This window comes from Deltaproteobacteria bacterium (assembly GCA_016874755.1).
In the GTDB taxonomy this organism is placed as follows: domain Bacteria; phylum Desulfobacterota; class Binatia; order UBA9968; family UBA9968; genus DP-20.
This window is the reverse complement of the sequence record VGTH01000062.1, coordinates 1-24,512: the sequence shown is the minus strand read 5'-3', so window position 1 is coordinate 24,512 and position 24,512 is coordinate 1. Positions and strand designations below refer to the sequence as shown.

Below are 24,512 nucleotides of genomic sequence, written 5' to 3'. Positions count from 1 at the left end.
AAATATAAAACACTAACCAGATACAAGTCAAGAAAAAACTCGCCCAATGGGCGAATCCCAATACCCCAAAACTTCCTGAAAACCCTACAGTTTCTGAAACCCGCGTGGGCTTAGAGCGGAGTTATGGACTACCTTGACAATCGGCTTTGCCGTCACCACGTTTTCAAGGTTGGTTCGGTGTTTGCAGCAATGGCAGTGGGGGGAACGCAGGGAGGGAGTTTTCCGAAATCGTGCCAAACGCCAAAGGAGTGATTAAATTGACGAGCATGAATGCAACACAGGACCCGAAGGAGCTTTCGATGGAGTTGGCTGCCGCCACTGCGCCCCACGGCGCCGAGCGGCCGGTTGCCGAATTGCCGGACGATGCCCTGATCATCATGCCGCTACGCAATTGGGTGTTGTTTCCGATGACGATGGCGCCGCTCGGTTTTGGCCGCAAGATTAGCGCGCTGGCGGTGGAAGAAGCGGTGCGCAAGGAAAAGAATATTGGTGTGCTCTGCCAGCGTGATCCTAAAACCGATGTGCCTCAACCGATTGACTTGTATTCGACCGGCACCGCAGCGGAAATCTTGCGGGTCATGCAATCGCCCAGCGGCCGCCAGCAGGCAGTCGTGCAGGGTGCGCGCCGGTTTCGGGTCATCAACTACATTCAAACCGAACCCTATCTCATCGCCCGGGTGGCCTATCTGACCGATGACGTGCCGGCGAGCAAAGAGTTCGAAGCGCGGCTTTTGAATTTGCGCCATGAGGTGCAGCGCGCTTTGGCCTTGTTGCCGGCGGCGGCGCAGGACGTATCGGCCATGGTCGAGAACCTGCGCGATCCGTCGGCGTTCGTTGACTTTGTGGCTTCGTGGCTCGATGTGCCGCTGCCGGAGAAGCAGGAGTTGTTGGAGACGTTCGACCTGGAAGCGCGGCTTAGAAAAGTCTCAGAAAAGCTCAGCCGCCGCGTCGAAATCTTGGAGCTCAGCAACAAGATAGGTTCCGAAGCCAAAGAATCGATGGATCGGACCCAGCGTGAATACATGCTGCGCGAGCAGTTGAAGGCGATCCATAAAGAGCTGGGGGATTCGGACGGCAAGGCCTCCGAGTTCGAAGACCTAAAAAAACGAGTTGCCGAAGCCAAGATGCCGGAGCAGGCGGAGCAGGAAGCCAACAAAGCGATCGCTCGCCTGGAGCGCATGTCCGAGAGCTCGCCGGAAAATTCTTTGGTGCGCAACTATCTCGACTGGCTGCTTGATTTGCCGTGGAATGTGGCCACTGAAGAGAGCATCGATCTCAACAAGGCGCGCGCTGTGCTTGACGCCGATCACCACGATCTCGACAAAGTCAAAAAGCGCATCTTGGAATTTCTCGCGGTGCGTAAACTGAACCCGCAGGGCAAGAGCCCGATTCTGTGCTTTGTCGGCCCTCCGGGCGTGGGCAAGACTTCGCTCGGCCAGAGCATCGCGACGGCGATGGGACGAAAGTTCGTGCGCCAAAGTTTGGGCGGCGTGCATGATGAATCGGAGATTCGCGGCCACCGCCGGACTTACATTGGCGCGCTGCCGGGGCGGATCATTCAAGGCATCAAGAGAGCCGGGAGCAAGAATCCGGTGTTTTTGCTCGACGAGATCGACAAGTTGAATGCCAGCTATCAAGGCGATCCGAGTGCGGCGCTGCTCGAGGTGTTAGACCCGGAACAGAACGGCACGTTCCAAGATCACTATATCGATGTGCCGTTTGACCTGAGCCAGGTGTTGTTTGTGGCAACCGCGAATATGCTGGACTCGATCCCCGGACCGCTGCGCGACCGCATGGAAGTGATCGAGCTGCCTGGCTATGCCGAAGAAGACAAAGCGGTCATTGCGCGCCGCTACTTAGTGCCGCGCCAGTTGGCGGGCGTCGGTTTGAGCAACGAGCACTTGACGATCACGGACGATGCGTTGGCCGAGGTGATTCGCAGCTACACTCGCGAAGCCGGTGTGCGTCAACTGGAACGGGAAATCGGCGCCATTTGCCGCGGTGTGGCAACCCGCATCGCCGAGGGCAACAGCGAGCACGTGATGGTGAACGCCCACTCGGTGCGCAGTTATCTCGGGCCGGCGAAGTTTTTCAATGAGGTGGCGCTGCGCACGAGTTTGCCCGGCGTCGCGACAGGTTTGGCTTGGACACCGGTGGGTGGCGACATCTTGTTCGTCGAAGCGACCAAGATGAACGGCGATGGCAAGATGATCCTCACGGGCCAGCTCGGCGACGTGATGAAGGAGAGCGCTCAGGCGGCTCTCAGCCTGGTGAAATCACGGGCGGCGTCATTGGGCATCGACGATAGTGCTTTCAAAACACAAGATTTGCATATCCATCTGCCAGCCGGTGCGATTCCTAAGGACGGACCGAGCGCGGGCGTGACGCTGTTTACGGCGTTGGTCTCTTTGATCACCGACCGCCGGGTGCGCAACGACGTGGCGATGACCGGCGAGATTAGCTTGCGCGGCCTGGTGCTGCCGGTGGGCGGCATCAAGGAAAAAGTGCTTGCGGCTAAACGCGCCGGCATTGGTAAAGTGCTGTTGCCGGCGCTCAACCGTAAGGATCTCGAAGAGCTGTCGGCTAGCGTGCGGGAGACGATGCAATTTGAGTTTATTGAAACTGTCGATGAAGCGCTGGCGCACGGTCTTGCCGCAGCCGTGCGTGGGGTTGAGAGTCGTCATGGTAGTCTTGAGAAAGATGGCGGCGATTTGGCCACTTGGCAGCACTAGAATTTTTTGCTTGACAAAAGTTTTATTCGTAGCAGACTACGCATGGATTCATTGAAACGCCGCTCGGCGTGGGGGCCAGATGGATCGCGCGGCCAGGCCCCAGTGAAAGTGAAAGGAGGGGTCTTGAACATGCAAGATTGTACTCCACCGGAGCAAGATCGCCCGCTACTGGCGGCAGGCCAAAGAAGCTCTAATCATCTTGGTTAAAGGGTCGTAGTGCCGGCCTCAACCCTGTATTCGTGAGTACAAGTCGCTCTGAAGCGACAAAAAATAGGAAGGCGCAGGCCGTGACTTGAAAGCAGCCAGGATAAGGTTTTCGGTTGGCTTGGGTGCTGGAGGCGGGGAGCAAAATACAGATATTCGCCATTGCGCATAAACGCGCAAAAAAAGGGCACCTGAGGAAGGTGCCCTTTTTTGTTTGAGCGAAACCATTTTGAATTGCCAGCCGATTCAGTTAGTCTAACTTGCATGATGGCGATGCGGCAAAAACGCTTGGGTTTGGTGTGCGCAGTTGCGGTGCTGCTCTTGATGGGAGAGTTGCGCTGGGCTTTCGCTGGCGAGCCAACCGATGCTATTCGCAGCGCCATCGATCGCGGCGTAGACGTGATCAAAGACGTCAATCTGCGCGACCGCAAGCAGCGCGTCGAGACCATCGAGCGGCTCCGGCCAATTGTTTATCCGGTGTTCGACTTTAGAGAGATGGCGATGCGCTCGCTCGGTGCGCAATGGCGCGTCATCGATGGGCAGCAACAAAGCGAATTTGTTGCGGTGTTCACTAAACTGTTGGGAAAAACCTATGCTGACCAGATTGCCCTCTACAATGGCCAGCAGGTCGCCTACAAGAGCGAGAAAATCGACGGCGATTTCGCAGAAGTCGACACCCAGCTCATCGCCAAGGATCGGCAGCGGTATTCGGTGCTCTATCGTCTCCACAAGTCAGAGGGGAAGTGGCGCATCTATGACGTGGTGGTCGAAGACATCTCGATTGTGCGCAACTACCGAGAGCAGTTTCGCACCGCGCTTAATAAAAATTCATTTTCGACGGTGCTCAGCAACATGAAAGAAAAAGCCAACTGAAGCGGCGGTAAACTAAATGGCTAGACTCGATGGACAGGTAGCAATTGTCACGGGCGCAAGCCGGGGAATCGGCAAGGCCGTGGCGTTGGCGTTTGCCCGCGAAGGCGCGCGCGTGGCGATCACGGCGTTGCAAGATCGCGAGGCGCTGGACAAGGTCGAGCGCGAGATTCTCGCCCTGGACGGTGATTGCATCGCCATGATGGCCGACGTGGCGCGGCGCGGCGAAATCGATCGGTTGGTGCAGGCGATTGTCGCCAAGTGGGGGCGCATCGATGTGTTGGTCAACAACGCCGGCAATCTGCGTTTGGCGCCGCTGGAAAATATTTCCGAAGCGCGCTGGGACGAAACTCTCGGGTCCCATCTCAAGGGGACGTTCAATTGCACGCAAGCAGTCATTCCCTTCATGAAGCAGCAGAGCAAGGGCAAGATCATCAATATCGCCGCGCCTTCCGCATTGCGTGGCTCCTACGGCGTGGCCGACTATGCGGCGGCCAAAGGTGGCATCGTCGCGTTTACCAAAAACGCCGCCAGCGAGCTCAAGTCGCACAATATTCAAGTGAATTGCATCTCGCCGGTGGCCGACACTCGGATGACCGAAGAACTGACGAAATTCCGCCGCGAGGTCCTCGGCATCGCTCGGCGCGACCGGCCCGCGGTGTCGCCCGATGCGATCACCGCGCCGTTTGTCTTTTTTGCCTGTAGCGACTCCGACTATGTCTCCGGGCAGCTGATCGAAGTCGGCCGAACTTAAACAGCCATTGTAATTTCTCGCGCAGCCGTGCTAAAGGCGAGGCCAGAACGGAGGGTTTCCCATGAAACTATTTTCCTACGGACCTTGACCCTACGCCCACAGGACAAGGCTTGTCCTGGCCGAAAAGAAAATTCTCCACGAATTGATCGAGTGCGATCTCAAGAACAAGTCGAAAGATTTGCTCGAGCTGAACCCGTACGGCAAAGTGCCGGTTCTGGTGGATGGCGACGCGGTCGTCTACGAATCGGCGATCATCAACGAATATCTCGAAGAGAAGTACCCGCAGATCCCGCTCATGCCGAAGGATCCGGTGACGCGTTCCCGGGCGCGCATCTGGATCGACTACTGCAATACGCGCTTGCAGCAGGCTGGCGGCTACGTCGCGCACGACTACAAAGTCGAAGAGTCGAAAGCAAGAATCAAGGAGTACCTCGGTACGTTGGACCGCGAGATGGCGACCCGGGAATACATAGCCGGGGAGTATTCGTTGGCGGATATCACCTATATTCCGTTTTTCTGCCGGCTCGATCGCTATCAGACGACGATCGACGACTCGACGCCCCATGTCAAAGCGTGGATGAAGCGTTTGCTCGCGCGCCCGACGGTGCGGGCGACGCCGTGATCCGAAGGCTCGTGGGGGCGGACCTATGTGTCCGCCCAGCCTGATTTATTTGAGCAGGTAGCTGGCCGACTGCGGGAGGCTGAGAATGTTGATGCCTTCGGTCTGCTCGATGTAGCGCAGGAAGCGGTATTTGTTTTCCAACTCATCGACGCGCAGTGGCGGGACCTCGGCGCGGCCGGCTTCGATCTGTGCCCAGATGAAATGGGGGCCGTCGTTGTTGAGCGCGAAGGCGACGGCGTCTTTCAATTCTGCGACCGTCGCTGCCGCTTTGGCGCTTTTGATGCCGGCGTTGCGGGCGATGCCGGCGAAATCAATTCTCCCCGCGGTAGCCACCGTTGGCTCGCCGCCGGACGATTCGTACTGCTTGTTGTCCCAGCAGATGTGGATCAGATTCTTCGGCCGATGCAGGCCGATGGTTGCGAGCGAGCCCAAGTTCATCCACAGCGCGCCATCGCCGTCGAAGACGAAGACTCTGCGTTTGGGCAAACTCGCGGCCAAGCCGAGGCCGATCGACGAACAGAGCCCGAGCGTTTTTACCTGGATATTGCCGTCGCTAGGGTGCAACGCCGACCACTCGTTGGTGGCGCCGCCGGCGGTGGTGACGAACAGTTCGTCTTTGATCAGCGGCGCGATTGCTTGCAGGCACTCGTAGCGTTTCATTTTCGTTCTTTCTACAGGACAGCGCGGGTGAGCAGCAGGGCGACCGGCCGTTTCGAGTTGTTGGTCAATGTGACGGCGCCGGCGATGTCTTGCTTGACCTTCGTCGGATCGCGCAGGACGATGTACTTGATGCCAAGCCCGTCGAGCACGGGTTCGGTGACTAGACCGAGCATGTGAAACGCGTTGTCGCCGATATCGCCGGCGTAATAGACCAGGAGCAAAACCGGAATGCCAAATTGCAAAGCGGTCGTGGTCAGGCCGTTACAGCTATTCAATAAGCCGCCGTTTTGCATCAGCATTGCGGGTTTCTTGCCGCCCAGGTGGGCGCCGGTGCAGACGCCGATGCCTTCCTCTTCTCGGCCCACCGGAATGTGGGTAATCTGCTTGTCTTCGTAGAGCAAGTTGATCAGCTGGAGCATGTTGATGTCCGGCACGCTCGCGATCAAGTTGATGCCCGCTTCTTTCAAGCTGCTCAGAATGTTTTGTGCACCTGCGACGGTTCCCATAGGTTGCCTCGACTTTGGTTCTAGTGAACCTCTGCAATACTGTCAAGCAAATCATGAAATGATTGACACTTTGCCGGCACTTCTGTTAGCAGAGAGGGCGACTTAAGCGGAGGAGAGACCTAAAGTGAAATAGTGATCATGCTCGCCTTCGGTGTCGTCGGTTTTTTTCTGCGCCGGTCAGGCTTCGAAGGCGCGCCGTTCATCCTCGCCATGGTGCTCGGGCCGATCATGGAAACTTCGTTGCCCCAATCGCTGCTGATTTCACGTGGCAGCTTCGCGATCTTCGTCACGCGGCCCATTTGTGCTGTGCTGATCGCTGTGACGGTGGTGTTTCTGCTTTGGCCGCTCATGCGTAAGAAGGCATGAGGCAACAGTCGGATGGAACGACTCCAATTCACAAGAATCTAAACCCCAAAATCTACGCGGTCTTGGCGATTTCGTAGCGGCGCAGCTGCGGAAAATTGATCGCCACGATGGCGACCATTAGAAGCGTGGCCAGGTTTCCGGTCAGCGCCGAGCCTTGCGGGCCGATCCAGGCAGCGACGACGCCGGATTCGAACTCCCCTAACTGCGGACCGTTGCTGGTGAACAGGCTGTTGATTGACGACATGCGGCCGCGCAGTTCATCCGGTGTACTCAGCTGGTTGATGGTCGAGCGCAAAATTGAGCTGATGGTATCGCCGGCGCCGGTCAGCTCATAGAGCTGCCAGGCCATTGCCAACGTCGTGAACTGCGTCCCCATGCTTGACAAAAACGAGCCGCTCCAAAACACCGCAAAGTCGCGGTGGCGAAACGGCAAGAGAAAGTCGCGGCGTGATTCTTGTGTCATTTGCGATCGATTTGGATTAGATTCAGCGTCCGAAGATAGCACGTCCGGACGCGGCGATCACGAGAAGCAGCGATGACCCTGGTAGGGATGAAAGAATGGGATGTGCCGGAAGTCAGACAAGGGAAAGACCTATTGCCCGAACGGCATGAGGCTTTTTGGGCTTTGCCCCGGAGAGAGTGTGAACAACGATGGGAGGAACGATGACAAGATTCAGCGGGTTGCTTAGCTTTTGGTTGTCTTTGACGTTTTGTTCAATCGCTCCGGCCCAGCCGTTGACCAAGCTCACGATTGGCAACAACACTCTCAGCGCTGCCGGTCTGCCGGCATGGACGGCGAAAGAGACGGGAATCTTTCGGCGCAATGGGCTCGATGTGCAGATCGTCTATTTTCGCGGCGGCACGATTACGACGATGGCGCTGGTTGCCCGCGAAACACCGATCAGCCAGGTTTCCGGTCCGCCGGTCGTCAGTGCGGTTCTCAAGGGCGCCGATGCAGTCATGGTGGCCGGCGGAAACGTGATGGCGGAGTATTGGCTCATGACCAAGCCGGAGATCAAAAGGGCGGAGCAGCTCAAAGGCGGAACCATTGCGATCGCAACGTTCGGCGGGCTATCCGATTCTCTAGGGCGTATTGCTCTGCAAAGGCTCGGCCTCAACCCGGTGAAAGATGTCACGCTAGTGCAGATCGGCACGATCCCCGAACGCCTAAGCGCATTGGACACGGGAAAAGTTCAGGGAGCGATGCTCAGCGCGCCGGATAATTTTCGAGCGCAGAAGCGCGGCATCCATCCAATGCAAATTGTCCGTCTGCCCTATCAAAGCATCGGTGTCGGCACCACCCGCGCGTTCATTCGCGAAAATCCGGACGTCGTGCGCCGCTATGTGAAATCGCAGGTGGAGGCGGTGCACACGCTCAAGACCGATCGAGCGGCGGGGCTCAAGGTGTTAGCGCAGTATCTCAAGGTTCAGGAGCGAGATATTCTAGAGAAGGCGTACGACGAAGGCGTGCTCGAAGAGATCCTGCCGGCGAAACAGTACCCGACTTTGGAAGGCATCAAAAAAATTCTCGAGCCGATGGCCGAGACCGATCCGAAAGCGAAAGCAGCTAAGCCCGAAGAATTCGTCGACAACCGTTTTATCAAAGAACTCGACGACAGCGGCTTTATCGACGGTCTGTATAGGGGCAGACAGAAATAGGCATGAGCGCGAGGTTTCTCGACGTCGAAGATCGGCCCCTGTAGGGCGTGGGGCTTACTGCCGGCAAACGACAACGCCCAACTATCTTTCACGTCGGTGACATCGACGCCCAACGCCTTACTGTGTTTCTTGGTCTCGTCGATCAATTTTTTCGGCACGTAGTGATGGTGAATATCGATGGCTTTCACCGGTTCTCCTCAAACTCTAGCCTCGCGCCTAAAGCCTCATGGCTATCTTGCAAACAGCCCGCTCTTCTCCAACTCAACTAAATAGCGCCGGTCGATCATGTCCGCCGGCTTGATATTTTTCGCCCGCGCATCGAGCGGCGCGATCTCATCCAGCGATGCCTGCAGTGCGGCATCTTGAATCTCCAGTCGACGCTCCATCGCTGGGATCTCCGACTGATACGCGGCTTCCAATACCTTGGCGTCGGTTAGGCGCATGTGTTTGCCCATGACTTTGAAGACGAAGGCTTTGTCGCTGTGCATGATGTTGGACGCCTCGGCCATGGCGCGCATGAAGCGGCCGATCACTGGGCCCCGTTTGGCGATCAGCGAGCGTAGGGTCACGACCTGAGTCGCGCCATAAGGGATGCGCATGTCGATGCCGTTGATGACGTAGCGAAAGCCTTTCGAAGCGGCGACGAAGTCTCCCGGCGCGACAATAGCGGCGGCTTCGACGTTGCCTCCTACCAGGGAGGCGACGGTTTCAGGTGAGCCGCCGGTTTGAATCTGCTGGATATCTTTGCTGGCGTCCATGCCCAGGCGCTTCAAAGCTTGGATGACAAAGTAGTGGGTGTTGCCGCCGAAGCGGCCGACACCGACCTTCTTGCCCTTCAGATCTTCCGGCCGGCGAATTTCGGGGCGCGCGAGTAAATTGTGGGTGAGAAAGTTTTTCATGCCGCCGATGAAAACCAGGTCTGTTGAGCCTTGCACGAACGCGCGCACGTTGCCGATGGCGCCGGTGACGCCGATCTCAGCGTCGCCGCTGAGCGTTGCCGCGGTGGCGACCGGCGACGATGAGATGAAAACAAGGTGGAAATCGAGATCGTACTTTTTGAACAGTCCCGCTTCCTGGGCGATCCACGGCATCGATTGTGACAGCACTTGCGCCGAGTGCAGGCCGATCAGGCGATCGGCGGCGTTGACCGGGCGATCGACGGCGATGAGACTAAACAAAATAGCCGCCCTTACTGCTTGGGAGGCTCGCGCCGCTCGTCGAATATTCATGTGAGCTCCTTTCTACTCCTTGTGCAGAAGGCCCAGCGCCTCGACGTGAAAGGTGTGAGGGAATAGGTCGATGGGTTGCACTAAGGTAAGCTTGTACCCGTGTTTTGCCAAACCGGCAAGATCCCGCGCCAAGGTCGAAGGGTTACAGGAAACATAGGCAAGGACTGTCGCATTCAACCCGGCAAGCTCTTTTTCCAAACCCTTGGTGCCGCTGCGCGGCGGGTCGAGCACGATCTTGGCAAATTGTTCCCGCCGCTTGCGCAATTGTTTAAGAGCTTCCGGCACCGCCGCACAGATCCAGTCGATATTTGTGAGACCGAGCTTTTGCGCGTTGAGCTTGCCGTTGGCGATGGCGGGCCGATAGCCTTCAACAGCGACGACTTCCTTTGCCTGCGCGGCGATCGGCAGGGTGAAATTGCCGGCGCCGCAGTAGAGCTCCAAGACTCGATCGTCACTTGTAAAGGCCGCGCTCGCAAGCAGGGCCGATAGAATCTTTCGATTGCCTTCCGGGTTAACCTGAGTGAAGACGTCGGCATCGACAGTCATGGCCAAATCGCCGGTGAGCTGCACCGTGATCCACGGCTGGCCCCAGACTTTGCGCCAACGGGGACCGTGCGCAACCAGGCCGCTGATCGCGCTGTGTCCGCTCACAAGCTGTTCGCAAAGATCTTCGTCCAACGCGCTCCAGTCACCCGCGGCGCCAATCACCATTTTAACTTGCTCCGTACCGTCGCCGTGGATGATCTCGACATGTTCGACCTGGGTACGAAGTTGAGCGATCGAAGGGCGTAGCAGCTCAATGACGCCGTTGATCCGATCGTCGGCGATCACGCAGCGGTCGATTTCTATTAGTTGGTGCGACGAAGAACGATAGAAGCCAAGTCGTTTGCGCTCGTCGCATTGCAAGCGAATGCGGCGGCGGTAGTGATGGTCCTTGGGCGAAGCGATAATCGGCCGGAGCTCGAAGTCGGCTAATTTGCCGATGCGCTGCAATGCGTCGGCGACACTTTGTTGTTTGGCTTTGAGCTGGGCCTCGTAAAGCATGTGCTGCCACGAGCAGCCGCCGCATTCGGGAACATAGACACAAGGCGCCGCTTGGCGCAGCGGTGATGGCGTGATGACGCGAATGAGCTCGCCGACCGAGTAGCGCTCTCGCGCCTCGATGATATGCGCGAGGACCCGGTCACCCGGGGCTGTGTGGGGAACCATCAGGGCCCTGCCGTCGAGCCGGCCGATACCGTAGGGGCCGTAAGTGAGGGCATCGATGTCGAGCTCGACGTCTAGCGTGGCTGAAGTTTTCGCGTTAGTCTGCGTCATGGGCGCCAGGACAATTAACCACAAAGGCGACGCGGATCACATAGTCAGTCTCAAGCCAGCCGTCCTTCGCGGCTTTTTGGCGGAGGATTAGCGAACGCATGGAACCTCAAGACGACCCGCGCTTTCTCAAAGGCATTGACGAATTTAACCGCCAGCTGTTTTTCGAGTGTCACGAGACTTTAGAAGAATTGTGGCTGGAAGAGCGTGGCGAAGATCGCAAGTTTTACCAGGCGATCATTCAGATTGCGGCGGGTTACTACAAATTGCAGCAAGGCGTGCCGGTGGGCGCGGTGAAGTTGTGGCGCACCGGGCTCGACAAGCTGGCGCCCTATGAGCCTTTTTTTTACGGTATCAATGTCGAATCTCTGCTGCACACCGTGCGCGGTCATCTAACGCAGCTCGAAGCCGATCCTCAAAAAGCAGCGGCTGCCATCGACACGCCCACCATCGCTCTGATCTGCTGATTGCCCAGCGCATGATCCGCTGCATCGACGTTCGCAAGGTCTACCGACAGGGCGCCAACCAAGTGGTGTCCCTTGATGGCGTCTCGTTGGATATCGCCAAGGGCTCCTTTGCGGTGGTTATGGGAGCGAGCGGCTCGGGTAAGAGCACGCTGCTGCACCTTATCGGTGGTTTGGATCGGCCGTCGGGCGGTGACCTGCTCGTCGCGGGAAGATTGGTCGGGCAAATGGCTGATGACGAAATCACGCTGTTTCGCCGCACGCAGATCGGGTTCGTGTTCCAATTTTTCAATCTGCTGCCGACACTGACTGCGCTCGAGAACGTCGCGCTGCCCTTTGTGCTTGAAGGCCGTCCCAACGCAGAAGCGCAGGCACGGGCGGAAGCGCTGCTCGACAGTGTGGGCCTAGAGCATCGCAAAACCCATCTTCCCGAGGCGATGTCCGGCGGTGAGATCCAGCGAATCGCCATTGCGCGGGCGCTGGTGTTTAACCCGCCGATCTTGCTGGCCGACGAACCCACCGGCAATCTCGATTCGAAAACGGGTGAAGCGATTTTAGCGCTGCTCAAGCAAATCAATCAGGAACAAGGCTGCACGGTGGTGATGGTCACCCATAGCGAGGCGGCGGCGCGTTATGGCGATCGGGTGATCCGGCTGCGCGATGGCAAACTCGAGTGAATAGGAGTGAAGAGTAACTTCGTCCCAATGTTTAGACTGCTGACAACCATCTCCTGGCGCCATGCGCGGCGCCATTGTTTGCGCACACTGCTGACGTTTTTGGGCATGGCGCTGGGTGTGGCGGTGATCGTGGCGATTGCGTTGGTCAACCGCTCGCTCAGCACTTCATTTCAGTCGACCATCGAGCAGATCGCTGGCAAGGCGGTGCTCCAGGTCGCCAACGCCGAGAGCGGCATGCCGGAGTCGGTGTTGGCAGCGGTGCGCGACACCGAAGGCGTGCTCGACGTGGCGGCCGCAGTTGATGGTTTTCTACCCGTTCACGGTGTGGAGCGGGAGCGGCTTTATGTTTTTGGCGCCGATCTGTTGACCGACGGCGCGCTGCGCGATCATCAGTTTACCGACGAAGGACTGGGATTTGAGGCGGCCTTGGCATTTATCGCTCAGCCTGACGCCATCGCGCTCACGGAAAGTTTTGCCCGGCGCTTTAATCTCAAGCGTGGTGACCGCATTGCGCTGGTTACTAGCGTTGGCAAGCAGCAGTACCAAATCCGCGCGCTGCTCAAAGAGCAGGGCACCGCCAAGGTTTTTGCCGGCAACTTTGCGCTAATGGACTTGCCGGTGGCGCAGCGCGCCTTTGGCAAGGAACGCAAGCTCGACATTATAGATCTGACCGTCGAAGAGGGCGTCAGCGTCGAGACCGTGCAAACGCGCCTGCGCCAGCGGATCAGCGGCGTCGCCGAGGTGGAGCGGCCGAAAAAGCGCGGCGAGCAGATTGAGTCGTTGCTGACTTCGTTTCGCGTTGGCCTGTTTTTTGTCAGTCTGATTGCGCTCTTTGTCGGATTTTTTTTGATCTACAACACGGTTTCGGTTTCGGTGGTGCAGCGCAAACGCGAGATCGGCGCGCTGCGCTGTCTGGGCATGCGCCGTGGTGAGCTGCTGCGTTTGATCCTGTGTGAGGCGGTGATCTTGGCTCTGGTCGGTGCCGCCGTTGGTTGCCTTTTTGGATGGGCGCTCGCCCAAGCGGCGCTGCTGGCGGTGGGTGAGACGGTGCGCAATCTTTTTTCCTCCATCGGGCTCCTCGGCAGCGACTTTACCGGGAGCGAGTTGGCGCTCGCCGCGGCGAGCGCGGTGGGCGTTGCGTTGCTCGCCGCTCTCCATCCGGCCATCGCCGCGCTGCGCATCAGTCCTTTGGAAAATGTTCGGCAGGCGGCCTGGCGGCCGGTCTTTCAAAGCGGCCGCTCGTGGGCGACGCGCCTAGGCTTGATGTCGCTCGGCGTCGCCGCAACGATGGTATCGCTGGCGCCGCTATCTGAAGGTGCAGTGCGGCAGTTCAGCATTGGCGTGGTCGGCATGTTGATCTTTTTGCTCGGCGTGGCGTTCTTCAGTCCGCTATTGATTCATTTCGCGGTGAAAAAATTTTGGCAAAGCCAGGTTTCGATTCCGGGCATGTCATGGGCTGAAACGCGGCTTGCCTCCGATAGTCTGCGGCGCAATCCCTTTCGCTCGGGCATCACCGTGGCAACGATGATCATCAGCCTGGCGGCAATCTTTACCATCGCGGCTTTTGTCAACAGCGTGCGCGGCTCGCTGCTCGCCTGGGTCGATCAGATGGTGACGGCCGATATCATCATCAGCTCCGGCGCGCGCACCGCCGGGCCGCGCAATGTCTCATTGCACGAAGAACCGGCGGCGGGATTAAAGACCATACCGGGTGTGAAGATAGTCGACCTTTACCGCTTGGTGCGGGCCAACTATCAAGGCAAGCCGATCGTCATCGAATCCTTTTCTGCCGCAGAGTCAGCCGCTATGCGCACCTTGCCAATGGCGCGTGGCGATGGCGCGCAGGTGCTGCGCGCCATGGGCGCAGCCAAAGGGGCGGTGGTCAGCGAAAGCTTCGAGCGCAAGTTTGGCAAAAGCACCGGCGATAGCATCGAACTGGCAACTCCTTCCGGACCGGCGCGGCTAACGATTCTGGGAGTCTATGTCGACTATTCTTCCGACATTGGCAGTGTGCTGATCGACCGCGCGCTGTACAAAAAATATTGGCGCGATGAGTTGGTCGATGCCTTCGATCTCTGGCTCGAGCAAGGCGCCGACATCGATGCCGTGATCGAAAAAGTCAAAATGGACTATGGCGAGAAGTACCGTTTGTTCGTTAGCACCCATAGAGAATTGAAGGACGCCGTGGTGCGCATCATGGAGCAGTCGTTCGTCGTCAACTACGCGGTGGAAATCGTCGCCGTGGTGGTGGCGATCTTTAGCGTGATCAATACGCTTTTGGCGTCGATCTTGGACCGCACCCGCGAGCTCGGCGTGCTACGCGCCATCGGCGCCACGCAGGCGCAGATCCGCCGCGTCCTGGTGATGGAAGCGGGTTGGATGGGGACTCTCGGCGCGCTGTTAGGATTATTCGCCGGCTCGATTATGGCGTACCATCACGTGGTCTATAACACCAAAATTCTCACCGGTTGGACCTTTCAGTTCTACTACCCCTACGGCATTGCGTTTTTGACGCTGCTGCTCGCCGTGGCACTTTGCATGCTGGCGGCCTATTGGCCGGCGCGCGAAGCGGCGGCAACACCGATCGTAACAGCGATTGGCTATGAATAAGTTGCCGCGCGGGTAGATTAGGAAGTTGGCAGCTCAGTAAACATGACGAAGCGGGCGCGGCGGTTTCTTACCCGGCACTCTTCGGTTAGTTCGAAACAGGCCGGCGCTTCCTTGCCGTAGCTGATGGTGACCAAACGCTCTGCCGCAATGCCTTGCTGGACGAGGAAGTCTTTGGCCACTTGAGCGCGCTTGGCGCCGAGCGCCAGGTTGTATTCGGCTGAACCGACGTCATCGCAATGGCCTTCGACTTCGACGCGTGCTTTCGGATTGGCTTTCATCCATTCGGCGTTTTGTTTGAGGATGTTCTGGGCATCGGCCGCTAGATCAGTGCTGTCAAATTCATAATAAACATCTTTGAGTGAAGCGTTGCTGGGCGTCACCAAGGCAACGCCGCGGCTGATTGCTTCCATGGCGGAGAGTAAACGTGCCGGTGCGGAATCCGTCGCGGGGAACAAAGGCGAAAAAAGCGGTATGCCGATTTTTTCCGTCGTCGAGCAGCTCGCAATGAATAAAGCGAGGACGACTAGAGTGCCGGGTCCAATGCCTTTGCCGGTTGCGGTTTGCTTTCGCCGAAGCTAGCGGATAGTCCCATAGTTTGGCGATGTCGTCGAAGACCAGCATGTCGGCGTCGAGATAGATCGCTTTCCCTCGGTATTGGCAGAGCGACGGAATGAGAAAACGCGAGAACGAAAATCCGGTGCGCGGCTGGTTTTCGCGGTCTTTGGGCAGCGGTACCGGAATGTCGCACATAAACTGAACATCGACGCTCATGCTGGCGTGCTTCTTTATGCTGTATTCCAGCACACGCGCGGCTAACCGCTGCGTTCTATCGGTCCCGACAAATACACGAATCGGCGCTTGTTTCAGCAGCGGCGCGTAAAAGACCCCTTTGCGCCGAATGATCTTGGCGATTTGGCGGAACTGGCTGTCAAAAGATGTTTGCGTATTGGCGAGGAGTGTTGTGGCGCGTAGATCGTCAAAGCACGACGCATACTGGTTGCCGCCGTCGACGCCAAGAGAACGAATAATTCTCGCCCCGCATGTAGCCAGAATGTCCACCGCCGCTTCCGCGCTAAAATTCCAAGCCTCAATGAGTGGCGAAGTGCCGACCTGTTTCTTGGCTGTCGCCAGGTTGTACCACACGAGTCTGCCTTGCTCCTTCAGCGACTGGAGTACGGGTATTTCCCGGACGAAGTGGTGAATCGTGCGCTTGCTCGCGACGCAATTTTCGTGTGGGTGATAAGGCAGGATCAGAAATCGCGCATTGCGGTCGATCGCATCAGCGCACTGGCGAACCACATCGATGTCAATTGCGTGAGCTAGATCGACAGAGTGTTCGCGCACGACGTGATTAAGTGAACAGGTGAAATATTCATCTAAGTAGGCCTTTTCGAAGCTCGCGTAGGTGGGCCCCTTGCCTAAGATCAGCCAATCTCTACGCCGGAGGTCGAAGGAGTCGCGCCACTGCTGAATGTTTGGAATCGAGCGGTCGCAGCTATCCTCAGCGACTTTTGTTATTGCGTAGGGAAAAGAGAGTTCCGTCACGGCGACAAAGTCAAAAAGCTTTATTGCTTTGCTGTTGCTAGAGAATCTGCCAGCTGCGTTTGCATAACTTCGCAACAAGTATACCAGGAGTTGTAGTCTTGTGCACGAGTAAAGCCGCAGGCGAGGTGAAGGGAAGTTAACGGTGACAACCTTTTGACGACCAAGGCTTTGACTGAGGTTAAATCCCCAAGTGTTCCCGCAACGTTTCGGGTCGAGAGCGCAATTCGCCGCCGCTTCCCTCGTAGACCACCTGCCCCTTCACGAGGATGACATTTCTGTCCGTTAACGCTGAAACTTCAGCAAAGTTTTTATCGACGATCACGGCAGCGATTCCGGTCTCACGGACGCTCCTAATGATGCGCCAGATTTCCTTGGCGATCAATGGGGCCAAGCCTTCGGTGGCTTCGTCGAGGATCAGCAATTGTGGGTTGGTCATTAAGGCTCGGCCAATCGACAGCATCTGCTGCTCGCCGCCGGAGAGCTGCTGGCCGCCGTGGCTTAGCCGCTCGCGCAGTCGTGGAAAAGTCTCCAGCACGCGGTCGTAGCTCCACAGAGTTTGGCCATTGATTCCGGGGCGAGCGGCCATGAGGAGATTTTCGCGAACGGAAAGATTCGGGAAGATGCCGCGTCCTTCGGGCACGTAGGCGAGGCCCTGTCTAGCGATCAGATGGGCAGCGGTGCCGGTCATGACATGGCCGTTGATTTTGATCTCGCCGCGGCGCGCGGGCACGTGGCCCATCAGAGTTCGGATCAGCGTCGACTTGCCCATGCCGTTGCGTCCCATCAAGCCGACGGTTTCCCCGGCGCGCACGGAAAAATCGACGCCGTGCAAGATATGGCTGGCGCCGTAATAGGTGTGCAAGCCCTGGGCTTCGATGATCGGCGTCGCTTCGCTCACGGCTCTATTTCCCCCAGATAGGCTCGCTGTACTTCAGGATTGCTGCGGATCTGCGCCGGAGTGCCGCTTGCTAGCACTTGACCGTCCACCATCACCGTCAAAACTTTCGCCAGCGCAAAGACCGCATCCATGTCGTGCTCGATGAGCAAAACGGCGTGGCTTTCGGCAAGCCGGCCGAGCAGGGCCACCATGCGCTGCGACTCTTCGGTGCCCATGCCGGCCAACGGCTCATCGAGTAAGAGCAGCTGTGGCTCGGTGGCGAGGCACATGGCGATCTCCAACTGGCGCTGCTCGCCGTGGCTTAAGGCGAGGGCGGGATCGTCGGCGCGAGGTGAGAGACCGACGGTGTCGAGCGCGCGCTGCGACCCAGCGAGAATGTCTTCGTAGCCGTTTGCGGAGCGCAGCCAGTTCAACGGGCGCGGCGCGCGCGACTGGGCCGCCAACCGGCAGTTCTCTAGCGCAGTGAAGCTCGGGAAGATATTGGTTTTCTGGTAGCTGCGGCCAATGCCCAAGCGCGAGCGTTTTTCTGGCGGAAATGCCGATATGTCATGGCCATGAAAAATAATTGTGCCGCTGGTTGGCAATAGATCGCCCGACAGCAGATTCGTCAGGGTTGTTTTGCCGGCGCCATTGGGACCGATGACGGCGTGCAGCTGGCCGGGCGCGACCGATAAAGACACGTCGTTCACTGCCGTGAGGCCGCCGAAGCGCTTGTTCAGATGGTGCACTTGCAGGAGCGCTTCAGACACGGGCGACCTCATTAACGGTACGACGGTTGCTTTGACGCCGTAGGGCAATATCGATGAGGCCGCCGATGCCGTGGGGAAACGCCAGGACGATCAGCACAATCAAACCGCCCATCGTCAGTTGCCAATGTTTGGCGTAGGTGCCGAAGAACGCCTGCGCCGAGAGAAATTCTTGCAGCAGGACGTAGGCCGCGGCGCCCAGAACGGCACCATGGAGCCGCCCCATGCCGCCGAGGATCACCATCATGAGAACCGTGCCGGAGTGATGCCACGCGAGGATTTCCGGATTGACGAAACCGAACTGACAGGCCGAAAGATAACCGGCCAGACCGGCGAGGGCGCCGGCAATGACGAAGGCGCCGAGCTTGTAGGAAAAAACCGGGAAGCCGATGGAGCGCATGCGCTGCTCGTTGACCCGAATGCCCGCCAGCGCCCGGCCGAAGGGCGCGTGCAAGATTTTGCTCAAGACAAAATAGACGGCAACAAGCGCGATGAGCGCGAGATAAAAAAACTGCGCCGGGCTTTCCAAATCGAGGAGCTTAACGCCGGCAACGGTCAACTCGGGCCGGACGTTGATGTAGATGCCATCGGAGCCGCCGCCCAACTTGGTATCGTGAAAGATGGCATAAAGCATCTGGGCAAAGGCCAGGGTAACCATGATGAAATAAATGCCGGCGGTGCGAACCACCAAAAAGCCAATGATCAGCGCGGCGGCGCTGGCGACAATGATGGCGAAAGGGAGCGTGAGCCAAAAGTTCGCCGCCTCATATTTCGGTGTGATTAGCGCCAGGGTATAGGCGGCGACGCCGAAGTAGGCGGCATGGCCGAAGCTCACGAGCCCGGTATGGCCGATGAGCAGATCGAGACTCAGGGCGAAGATCGCCAGGATCATGATCTTAGCGCCCAGCTGCAGATAGAAAGTCGACGCGCTTAGCGGCACGAGCGCCACCAGCACAACGACGCAGAGGAGCAGCCAGCGCGGCAACGTGATGTGGGTCACGGTGAATTAAGATCGATTGGCCAGTCCCTGGGGACGCCACAATAGGATGGCGGCCATCAGCAAGTAGACGGCGACCCCGGAATATTCCGGCGCCAAGACTTTGCCCAGGGTGTCGGCGAGGCCGATCAACAGCGACGCGATCATCGCGCCATTGATCGAGCCGATGCCGCCAATGACCACGACGACAAAACAGATGATCAAGATCTGATTGCCCATGCCCGGCGCCACCGAAGTAATCGGCACCGCGATGGCGCCCGCGAACGCCGCCAGCGCCATGCCGACGGCGAAGACCAAAGTGAAGAGCAGCGGGATATTGACGCCCAGCGCGGCGGCCATCTCGCGGTTGCTGTTGCCGGCGCGGATCATCATGCCGAGCCGGGTCTTTTGAATCACGAAGTACATGACGCCGGCGATCACCAGGCAGACCGCGGTGACGAACAGTCGGTAAACCGGATAAGACAGCGTTTCCGTGAGCGGGATCGAATAATTAAAGATCGACGGTATGGCAACGCCGTGCACGTCATTGCCAAAAAGAATACTGCGCAATTCCTCGAAGACTAAGATAAGGCCGAAGGTGAGCAGCACCTGATACAGATGATCGCGCCGGTAAAGGCGGCGGATGAGGGTCGTTTCGAGCAGCAGGCCGATAATGAAAGCGATGACGATAGCGATGGGAATCGCCAGCCACAAGTTGCCGGTCGCTTTGGCCAACCAAAACGTTAGATAGGCGCCGACCATGTAAAAGCCGCCATGGGCCAGATTGATCACGCCCATGACGCCGAAAATCAAAGTCAGGCCGCTGGCGAGCAGGAAGAGTAGCAGGCCGTATTGGACGGCGTTCAGTAACTGAATGAGGTAGAACATGGGGAATTAAGATTCATCACGAAGGCACGAAGCTCGGTAAAAAGTTGATTTTTCTCCTCTTACCTTCGTGATCTTCGTGTCTTCGGGGTGCAAGATTCCCTTACATCTTGCATCCCCGCGCTGGGTCGGCGAGGGCCTTGTGGGCGACGCTGACGAAGCGGTTTTCTTTGCCAACCACTTTGCGCAGATAGATGTCTTGGATAGGGTTGTGGGCTTTCGACATGGTCCAGGCACCGCGCGGGCTGTCGATCTTGGCTTTCTCCATGGCGGCGATGACTTCTTTGCGTTTGCTGACGTCGCCGCGGACCGCTTCCAGGCCGGCGGCCAACAGCAATCCGGCATCGTAACCTTGCACGGCGTAAACGTCGGGCTCGGCCTTGTACGCTTTGGCGTAGGCGGCGCGAAACTCTTTGTCACGCTTGGTATTGAGCCCGTCGGCGTAGTGCAGCGTGGTCTCTAGTCCGTCGGCGTCTGCGCCTGTGGCGTCGAGAACCCCATCGGTCAAGAAACCGGAACCGTATAGCGGAATCGACTTTCGCAATCCCGCCGCGGCATAGTCTTTGATGAATTTTGCCGCACCGCCGCCGGCGAAGAACACAAACACGGCGTCCGGTTTGATCGACGCGATCTCGGTGAGCAGCGCTTGAAACTCGGCATTGGGAAATGGGATCCACAGGCCGCGCACCGACTTGCCGCCGGCTTTGATAAAACCTTCGGTGAAACCCGCCACCGCTTCTTCGCCGGCGCCGTATTTCCAGGCGAGCGACACGACGTTGCGGATGCCTCTATCGGCGAGCACCTTACCCATCGGGTAGGACGGCTGCCAGTTGGAAAAGGAGGTGCGAAAAATATTCGGCGCACACAGCGCGCCGGTGGCGGCGTCCAAACCGGCGTTGGGGATGATCATCAGCGTGTTGGTTTCTTTGGCAATCTTGACCATGCCCATCTGCACGCCGCTGTGCACGGTGCCGACCAACACGTCGACTTTGTCGCGCTGTACCAGCTTGTTGGTGTTCTCCGGCGCCTTGGCCGGCTCCGACTCATCGTCCACCGTAAAATACTCTAGCTCGCGGCCGCCAAGCTTTGCGCCCCGCTCGTTGACGGCGAGCTTGAAGCCGTTGGTGATATTGTTCCCCAGCGCGGCGAAGGTGCCGGTGTAGGGCAGCATCAAGCCAACGCGGATTTTTCCCGCCTGGGCGAAGGCGAAGGGTTTGGGTAGTAATGCGCCGGTGGCGAACAGACCGGCTTGGGCTAAGAATTTACGGCGATTCCGATCGATCACTGCAGGGTCCTCCGTGGACGAGATTGGTTTTTGTAGTTTGACGAACGAATCGGCGATTTCAAGCGCGCAGCCTGAAGCGTTGGATTTTTCCCGTGGCTGTCTTGGGCAGCTCGCTCACGAACTCAATCCAGCGTGGGTATTTGTATGGCGCTAGGTGGCTTTTCACATGCTGCTGCAGGGCGGCCGCCAGCTCGGGTGATGCCGGCGTGTTGGGCCGCAGCACGACATAAGCTTTGGGTTTGATCAAACCGTTCTCGTCGGCATGGCCAACCACCGCCGCTTCGAGCACGGCGGCGTGGGAGGCGATGGCGGATTCGACTTCGAAGGGCGACACCCAAATGCCGCTCACTTTGAGCATGTCATCGCCGCGGCCGGCGTAGGTAAAGTAGCCGTCGTCGCTTTCGGTGTACTTGTCGCCGCTGCGCGTCCAAGGGCCGAGAAAAGTGCCGCGGCTCTTGTCGCGGTTGTTCCAATAGTAGGCGGCACTGCTCGGGCCAGTAACTTGCAGCTCGCCGATATCTCCTTTGGTCACGAGATTGCCATTTTCACCGACCAGGCGAATCTCGTAGCCGGGCACCGGTTTGCCGGAGGTGCCGTAGCGGACATCGCCGGGCCGATTCGAGAGAAAAATATGGAGCATCTCCGTCGAACCCAGGCCGTCGAGAATGTCGACGCCGGTCAGCTCCGCCCAGCGGCGGCCAACGTCGGCGGGCAATGCTTCACCGGCCGAAGTGCAGCGGCGTAATTTGAGCTCGTCGCGCTTGGGTAAATCGCTATGGGCAAGTAGGGCGCTGTATAGCGTCGGTACGCCGTAGAAAATCGTCGGCTTGCGCTCGCGCAAGATGTTCCAAACCGCCTGCGGCGTCGGGCGATCGCCAAGCAAGATCGTCGTTGCCCCCACCGACAGCGGAAAACTCAGCGCGTTGCCCAAACCGTAGGCGAAAAACAGTTTCGCTGCAGAAAACACCACGTCGCTTTCCTGGATGCCGAGAATCGGCTGGGCATACAACTCGGCCGTCTTGATCATGCTCGTCTGCACGTGGACAGTGCCCTTTGGAGTTCCTGTGGAGCCGGACGAGTAAAGCCAAAAGCAGGCGTCGTCCGGCCGCGTTGGCGCGGTCTCGAAGCTGCTATCTTCCCGGGCCATCAGCTCGGCGAGCAATGGATATTCTTGCGATGCCCCGCCGGACACCACCACATGCTTGAGATGGGGCTGCGCCCCGAGAATTGTTTTGAAGGTGAGCAGCAGCGGGTCCGATACGACCAGCGCCTGCGCGCGGCTGTCGCGCAGCATGAAGTCGAAATCGTTACTGGTCAGTAACGTGTTGACGGCGATCGGCACCAATCCGGCTTTGATCGCGCCGAGAAAGACCACGGGAAAGTCGATGGTGTCGAGTAAGCACACCATGACGCGCGATTCCATGGCCAAACCGAGGTCCGTAAGCACGTTGGCGCAGCGGTTGACCCGTCCGGCCAAATCGGCGAACGAGTAGCTGCCTTGGTCATCGATATAAGCGATCTTGTGCGGCCGCTCCGCCAAGTTGCGGGCAAGCAAATCCTCAGCGGCGTTGTAATATTGAATTGTGCCTGTGGGCGGCGCACCCGCATCCGTGCCGGCCATAAAGACCTCGATTGTTACGAACAAGCGATTTCTACTATACAAACTGCATTAGCAGCAAACTTAGAGCTGGTTAGTTTGCGGCCTTGACAAAGTCCGCGCCGCGCTCGCCGATCATCATGCAGGTTAGATTCGTATTGGCGTGCGCCACCGTCGGCATGATTGACGCGTCGGCGACCCAGAGGTTTTGCACGCCGTGTACGCGCAGCGCTTGATCGACCACCGCTTTGGGGTCGCTCGCCGGTCCCATCTTGCAGGTGCCGACGCCGTGGTAGTAGCTGTTGTAGCTCGTGCGCGCAAACTTTTCGAAATCTTCGGTCGGACCCGGTGAAAATAGCTCGCCGCAGAATTGGCTAAACGGCTCGGTGTTGCAGAGCTTCTCGACGAAGCGCATGGCGCTCACCATGCGGCGGATGTCGTTGGGATGTTCGAGCACCTGTGGGTCGACGTTGGGCAGTTCTTCCGGATTGGCGCTCGCCAGCTTCAGGCGGCCGCGGTTGGTTTGCTCCAAGAGGTTGCAGGAAAAGCCGGTCATGTTGCCGATGCCCTTAATCTCGGTGACTTCGCGCGGGATGATGTGAAAGTCGATGTAGTCCCGCGCCGAATCGCTCTTGTAATAAATCTTCAACGTCGAGCGGCCGCGCATCTGCAGCTTGGCGTCGACATCTTTTACTTTCGCCGTCATTGTTACCATCGGATGGTCCTGATAATTTTCGCCGATGCCTTCGAGCCCATGAACCACTTTGATGCCGAGGCGTTCCAATTCCGCGCGCGGGCCGATGCCGGATAGCATCAAAATCTGCGGCGAGTGATAAACGCCGGCGCAGAGCACGACTTTGTCGGCCGTAACGCTGTGTTCTTGGCCGGCCTTGCGATAGCGCAGACCTTTGGCCTTCAGTCCGTCGATAATTAGAGAAGCGACAAGCGCATCATCGATGATTGTGAGATTGGGGCGCCTTCGGGCCGATTCGAGATATGCCACGGCAGCCGATTGGCGCCGGCCATTTTTGATATTGCTCGCCCGCGGCGCAACACCGTGGGGGTTAGGGATGTTCTGGTCTGCGAATTTCGGAATCCCCAATTTCACCAACGCTTCGAGCATCGCTTGTTCCTGGGCGCTGATCGGCACGTCAAACAAGTGCTTGCGCTTTACATAGAGCGGCCCGGAGTTGCCGTGGATCGGGCTGTCGGGAAAATCTTGATCCGATTCCATGCGCCTTAACACAGGTAAGACTTTGTCCCATGTCCACTCGGGATTGCCCTGCGACGACCAGGCGTCCATGTCGGCCTTGATCGGCCGCGGGATCGCCATCATGTTGACCGACGAGCCGCCGCCAGTGATGCGCCCGGCGAGCGAATAAAATTCGCTGTCATCGAACGCGCGCCGGGTTGGGTACATCATGATGTAAGGACTTTGCAGCAAGAGTTGATTGCTCTGCTCGGCGTCCATGACGGATTCCGGTATCGGCTGCGGATCGGGTCCGGCCTCAAGCAAAAGCACCTTGCGATGGGGATCCTCCGACAGGCGCGAAGACACGGCGCAACCCGCTGAGCCGCCGCCGGCGACGATGACATCATAGTGATCGGACATATGAGCTCCTTGATTTGTTCCAGCCGTTCAAACCGTTCAATCGCGCTGCCGAGGTTCGGTAGGGGCGACCGGCTGGTCGCCCAGCGCATGTGATTTGTTCCATCATCTAGCGATGGGCAGATGTTTCTGTCAAGCAGAATAGCTTGACTTGACATGGGCGCGCCTTGGCCGATACTAGCCCGGATTATTCATCGCTGCGGCGCGATCGAAGTGAAACTCTTCCGGAGCGAAGGCAACAGATATCCGCTTCGACGCCGCCTCGTAGGGGCGACCGGCGGTCGCCCTGCTCTGCGAATCGCAG

The 24,512-nt window shown here is 58.2% G+C and carries 23 protein-coding genes; 9 read left to right on the top strand and 14 right to left on the bottom strand.

Annotation, left to right across the window (positions count from 1 at the left end; translation table 11 throughout):
- The first annotated feature begins 266 nt into the window (after positions 1-266).
- From lon to FJ145_24550, 4 genes are all read left to right on the top strand, one after another.
- Entirely contained in the window at positions 267-2,732 is a 2,466-nt protein-coding gene (gene lon, locus FJ145_24565; protein MBM4264585.1) for an endopeptidase La, read from the top strand.
- A 414-nt stretch (positions 2,733-3,146) separates the two neighbouring features.
- A complete protein-coding gene (locus FJ145_24560; protein ID MBM4264584.1) occupies positions 3,147-3,809 on the top strand; it encodes an ABC transporter substrate-binding protein in 663 nt (220 codons plus the stop codon).
- A 16-nt stretch (positions 3,810-3,825) separates the two neighbouring features.
- A complete protein-coding gene (locus FJ145_24555; GenBank protein ID MBM4264583.1) occupies positions 3,826-4,560 on the top strand; it encodes an SDR family oxidoreductase in 735 nt (244 codons plus the stop codon).
- 142 nt (positions 4,561-4,702) lie between these two features.
- Entirely contained in the window at positions 4,703-5,182 is a 480-nt protein-coding gene (locus FJ145_24550) for a glutathione S-transferase family protein (GenBank protein MBM4264582.1), read from the top strand.
- A gap of 45 nt (positions 5,183-5,227) precedes the next feature.
- Here the strand turns inward: FJ145_24550 and FJ145_24545 are convergent, their stop codons facing one another.
- Together FJ145_24545 and FJ145_24540 are read right to left on the bottom strand one after the other, a co-directional pair.
- On the bottom strand, positions 5,228-5,842 hold the full coding sequence (locus FJ145_24545; GenBank protein ID MBM4264581.1) for a thiamine pyrophosphate-binding protein: 615 nt from the start codon (positions 5,840-5,842) through the stop codon (positions 5,228-5,230).
- 11 nt (positions 5,843-5,853) lie between these two features.
- Positions 5,854-6,348: a sulfopyruvate decarboxylase gene (locus FJ145_24540; GenBank protein MBM4264580.1), complete on the bottom strand. Its 495-nt coding sequence runs from the start codon at positions 6,346-6,348 to the stop codon at positions 5,854-5,856.
- A 138-nt stretch (positions 6,349-6,486) separates the two neighbouring features.
- Between FJ145_24540 and FJ145_24535 the strand changes: the two genes are divergently transcribed.
- Positions 6,487-6,714, top strand: coding sequence for a hypothetical protein (locus tag FJ145_24535; GenBank protein MBM4264579.1), 228 nt, complete (start codon positions 6,487-6,489; stop codon positions 6,712-6,714).
- Between the two features lie 52 nt (positions 6,715-6,766).
- Here the strand turns inward: FJ145_24535 and FJ145_24530 are convergent, their stop codons facing one another.
- Positions 6,767-7,177, bottom strand: coding sequence for a hypothetical protein (locus FJ145_24530; protein MBM4264578.1), 411 nt, complete (start codon positions 7,175-7,177; stop codon positions 6,767-6,769).
- 188 nt (positions 7,178-7,365) lie between these two features.
- Here FJ145_24530 and FJ145_24525 point away from each other — a divergent pair, with 188 nt between their 5' ends.
- Complete coding sequence (locus tag FJ145_24525; GenBank protein MBM4264577.1) at positions 7,366-8,373, top strand: ABC transporter substrate-binding protein; 1,008 nt, start codon at positions 7,366-7,368, stop codon at positions 8,371-8,373.
- Positions 8,374-8,603: 230 nt separating this feature from the next.
- Here the strand turns inward: FJ145_24525 and FJ145_24520 are convergent, their stop codons facing one another.
- Complete coding sequence (locus tag FJ145_24520) at positions 8,604-9,602, bottom strand: ABC transporter substrate-binding protein (protein ID MBM4264576.1); 999 nt, start codon at positions 9,600-9,602, stop codon at positions 8,604-8,606.
- Between the two features lie 12 nt (positions 9,603-9,614).
- A complete protein-coding gene (rlmD, locus tag FJ145_24515; GenBank protein MBM4264575.1) occupies positions 9,615-10,919 on the bottom strand; it encodes a 23S rRNA (uracil(1939)-C(5))-methyltransferase RlmD in 1,305 nt (434 codons plus the stop codon).
- A gap of 98 nt (positions 10,920-11,017) precedes the next feature.
- Here rlmD and FJ145_24510 point away from each other — a divergent pair, with 98 nt between their 5' ends.
- Genes FJ145_24510 through FJ145_24500 form a run of 3 tightly spaced genes read left to right on the top strand, consistent with a single transcriptional unit; the run spans position 11,018 to position 14,667 of the window.
- On the top strand, positions 11,018-11,383 hold the full coding sequence (locus tag FJ145_24510) for a DUF309 domain-containing protein (protein MBM4264574.1): 366 nt from the start codon (positions 11,018-11,020) through the stop codon (positions 11,381-11,383).
- An 11-nt stretch (positions 11,384-11,394) separates the two neighbouring features.
- Positions 11,395-12,057 carry an ABC transporter ATP-binding protein gene (locus FJ145_24505; protein ID MBM4264573.1) on the top strand — a complete coding sequence of 221 codons (663 nt, stop codon included), beginning with the start codon at positions 11,395-11,397 and terminating at the stop codon, positions 12,055-12,057.
- A gap of 27 nt (positions 12,058-12,084) precedes the next feature.
- The gene (locus FJ145_24500) at positions 12,085-14,667 is read left to right on the top strand and encodes an ABC transporter permease (GenBank protein MBM4264572.1); all 2,583 of its coding nucleotides are present in this window, start codon (positions 12,085-12,087) and stop codon (positions 14,665-14,667) included.
- Between the two features lie 17 nt (positions 14,668-14,684).
- Here FJ145_24500 and pal read toward each other — a convergent pair whose 3' ends face one another.
- The 9 genes from pal to FJ145_24455 form a co-directional block, all read right to left on the bottom strand.
- Entirely contained in the window at positions 14,685-15,077 is a 393-nt protein-coding gene (gene pal, locus FJ145_24495) for a peptidoglycan-associated lipoprotein Pal (protein MBM4264571.1), read from the bottom strand.
- Positions 15,007-15,438 (bottom strand): hypothetical protein, encoded by a 432-nt coding sequence (locus FJ145_24490; protein MBM4264570.1) that lies wholly within the window; start codon positions 15,436-15,438, stop codon positions 15,007-15,009. The genes pal and FJ145_24490 overlap by 71 nt, the downstream gene beginning before the upstream one ends.
- 952 nt (positions 15,439-16,390) lie before the next feature.
- The gene (locus FJ145_24485; GenBank protein MBM4264569.1) at positions 16,391-17,110 is read right to left on the bottom strand and encodes an ABC transporter ATP-binding protein; all 720 of its coding nucleotides are present in this window, start codon (positions 17,108-17,110) and stop codon (positions 16,391-16,393) included.
- A complete protein-coding gene (locus FJ145_24480; GenBank protein ID MBM4264568.1) occupies positions 17,107-17,859 on the bottom strand; it encodes an ABC transporter ATP-binding protein in 753 nt (250 codons plus the stop codon). The genes FJ145_24485 and FJ145_24480 overlap by 4 nt, the downstream gene beginning before the upstream one ends.
- The gene (locus FJ145_24475; GenBank protein ID MBM4264567.1) at positions 17,852-18,748 is read right to left on the bottom strand and encodes a branched-chain amino acid ABC transporter permease; all 897 of its coding nucleotides are present in this window, start codon (positions 18,746-18,748) and stop codon (positions 17,852-17,854) included. Before FJ145_24475 ends, FJ145_24480 begins: the two co-directional genes overlap by 8 nt.
- A 114-nt stretch (positions 18,749-18,862) precedes the next feature.
- Positions 18,863-19,720 carry a branched-chain amino acid ABC transporter permease gene (locus tag FJ145_24470; protein MBM4264566.1) on the bottom strand — a complete coding sequence of 286 codons (858 nt, stop codon included), beginning with the start codon at positions 19,718-19,720 and terminating at the stop codon, positions 18,863-18,865.
- A gap of 100 nt (positions 19,721-19,820) precedes the next feature.
- Entirely contained in the window at positions 19,821-20,999 is a 1,179-nt protein-coding gene (locus FJ145_24465; GenBank protein MBM4264565.1) for an ABC transporter permease, read from the bottom strand.
- 61 nt (positions 21,000-21,060) lie between these two features.
- Positions 21,061-22,623, bottom strand: a complete 1,563-nt coding sequence (locus FJ145_24460) for a benzoate-CoA ligase family protein (protein ID MBM4264564.1) — start codon at positions 22,621-22,623, stop codon at positions 21,061-21,063.
- Positions 22,624-22,693: 70 nt separating this feature from the next.
- The gene (locus FJ145_24455) at positions 22,694-24,211 is read right to left on the bottom strand and encodes a hypothetical protein (GenBank protein ID MBM4264563.1); all 1,518 of its coding nucleotides are present in this window, start codon (positions 24,209-24,211) and stop codon (positions 22,694-22,696) included.
- Positions 24,212-24,512: the final 301 nt, after the last annotated feature.

Excerpts from the sequence above, each read along its gene's own strand:
- lon (MBM4264585.1), top strand. The coding sequence starts at position 267 with ATGAATGCAACACAGGACCCGAAGGAGCTTTCGATGGAGTTGGCTGCC.
- FJ145_24555 (MBM4264583.1), top strand. The coding sequence starts at position 3,826 with ATGGCTAGACTCGATGGACAGGTAGCAATTGTCACGGGCGCAAGCCGG.
- FJ145_24545 (MBM4264581.1), bottom strand. The coding sequence starts at position 5,842 with ATGAAACGCTACGAGTGCCTGCAAGCAATCGCGCCGCTGATCAAAGAC.
- FJ145_24540 (MBM4264580.1), bottom strand. The coding sequence starts at position 6,348 with ATGGGAACCGTCGCAGGTGCACAAAACATTCTGAGCAGCTTGAAAGAA.
- FJ145_24535 (MBM4264579.1), top strand. The coding sequence starts at position 6,487 with ATGCTCGCCTTCGGTGTCGTCGGTTTTTTTCTGCGCCGGTCAGGCTTC.
- FJ145_24530 (MBM4264578.1), bottom strand. The coding sequence starts at position 7,177 with ATGACACAAGAATCACGCCGCGACTTTCTCTTGCCGTTTCGCCACCGC.
- FJ145_24525 (MBM4264577.1), top strand. The coding sequence starts at position 7,366 with ATGGGAGGAACGATGACAAGATTCAGCGGGTTGCTTAGCTTTTGGTTG.
- FJ145_24520 (MBM4264576.1), bottom strand. The coding sequence starts at position 9,602 with ATGAATATTCGACGAGCGGCGCGAGCCTCCCAAGCAGTAAGGGCGGCT.
- rlmD (MBM4264575.1), bottom strand. The coding sequence starts at position 10,919 with ATGACGCAGACTAACGCGAAAACTTCAGCCACGCTAGACGTCGAGCTC.
- FJ145_24510 (MBM4264574.1), top strand. The coding sequence starts at position 11,018 with ATGGAACCTCAAGACGACCCGCGCTTTCTCAAAGGCATTGACGAATTT.
- FJ145_24505 (MBM4264573.1), top strand. The coding sequence starts at position 11,395 with ATGATCCGCTGCATCGACGTTCGCAAGGTCTACCGACAGGGCGCCAAC.
- FJ145_24500 (MBM4264572.1), top strand. The coding sequence starts at position 12,085 with ATGTTTAGACTGCTGACAACCATCTCCTGGCGCCATGCGCGGCGCCAT.
- pal (MBM4264571.1), bottom strand. The coding sequence starts at position 15,077 with ATGGAAGCAATCAGCCGCGGCGTTGCCTTGGTGACGCCCAGCAACGCT.
- FJ145_24490 (MBM4264570.1), bottom strand. The coding sequence starts at position 15,438 with ATGAGCGTCGATGTTCAGTTTATGTGCGACATTCCGGTACCGCTGCCC.
- FJ145_24475 (MBM4264567.1), bottom strand. The coding sequence starts at position 18,748 with ATGATCCTGGCGATCTTCGCCCTGAGTCTCGATCTGCTCATCGGCCAT.
- FJ145_24470 (MBM4264566.1), bottom strand. The coding sequence starts at position 19,720 with ATGTTCTACCTCATTCAGTTACTGAACGCCGTCCAATACGGCCTGCTA.
- FJ145_24460 (MBM4264564.1), bottom strand. The coding sequence starts at position 22,623 with ATGGCCGGCACGGATGCGGGTGCGCCGCCCACAGGCACAATTCAATAT.
- FJ145_24455 (MBM4264563.1), bottom strand. The coding sequence starts at position 24,211 with ATGTCCGATCACTATGATGTCATCGTCGCCGGCGGCGGCTCAGCGGGT.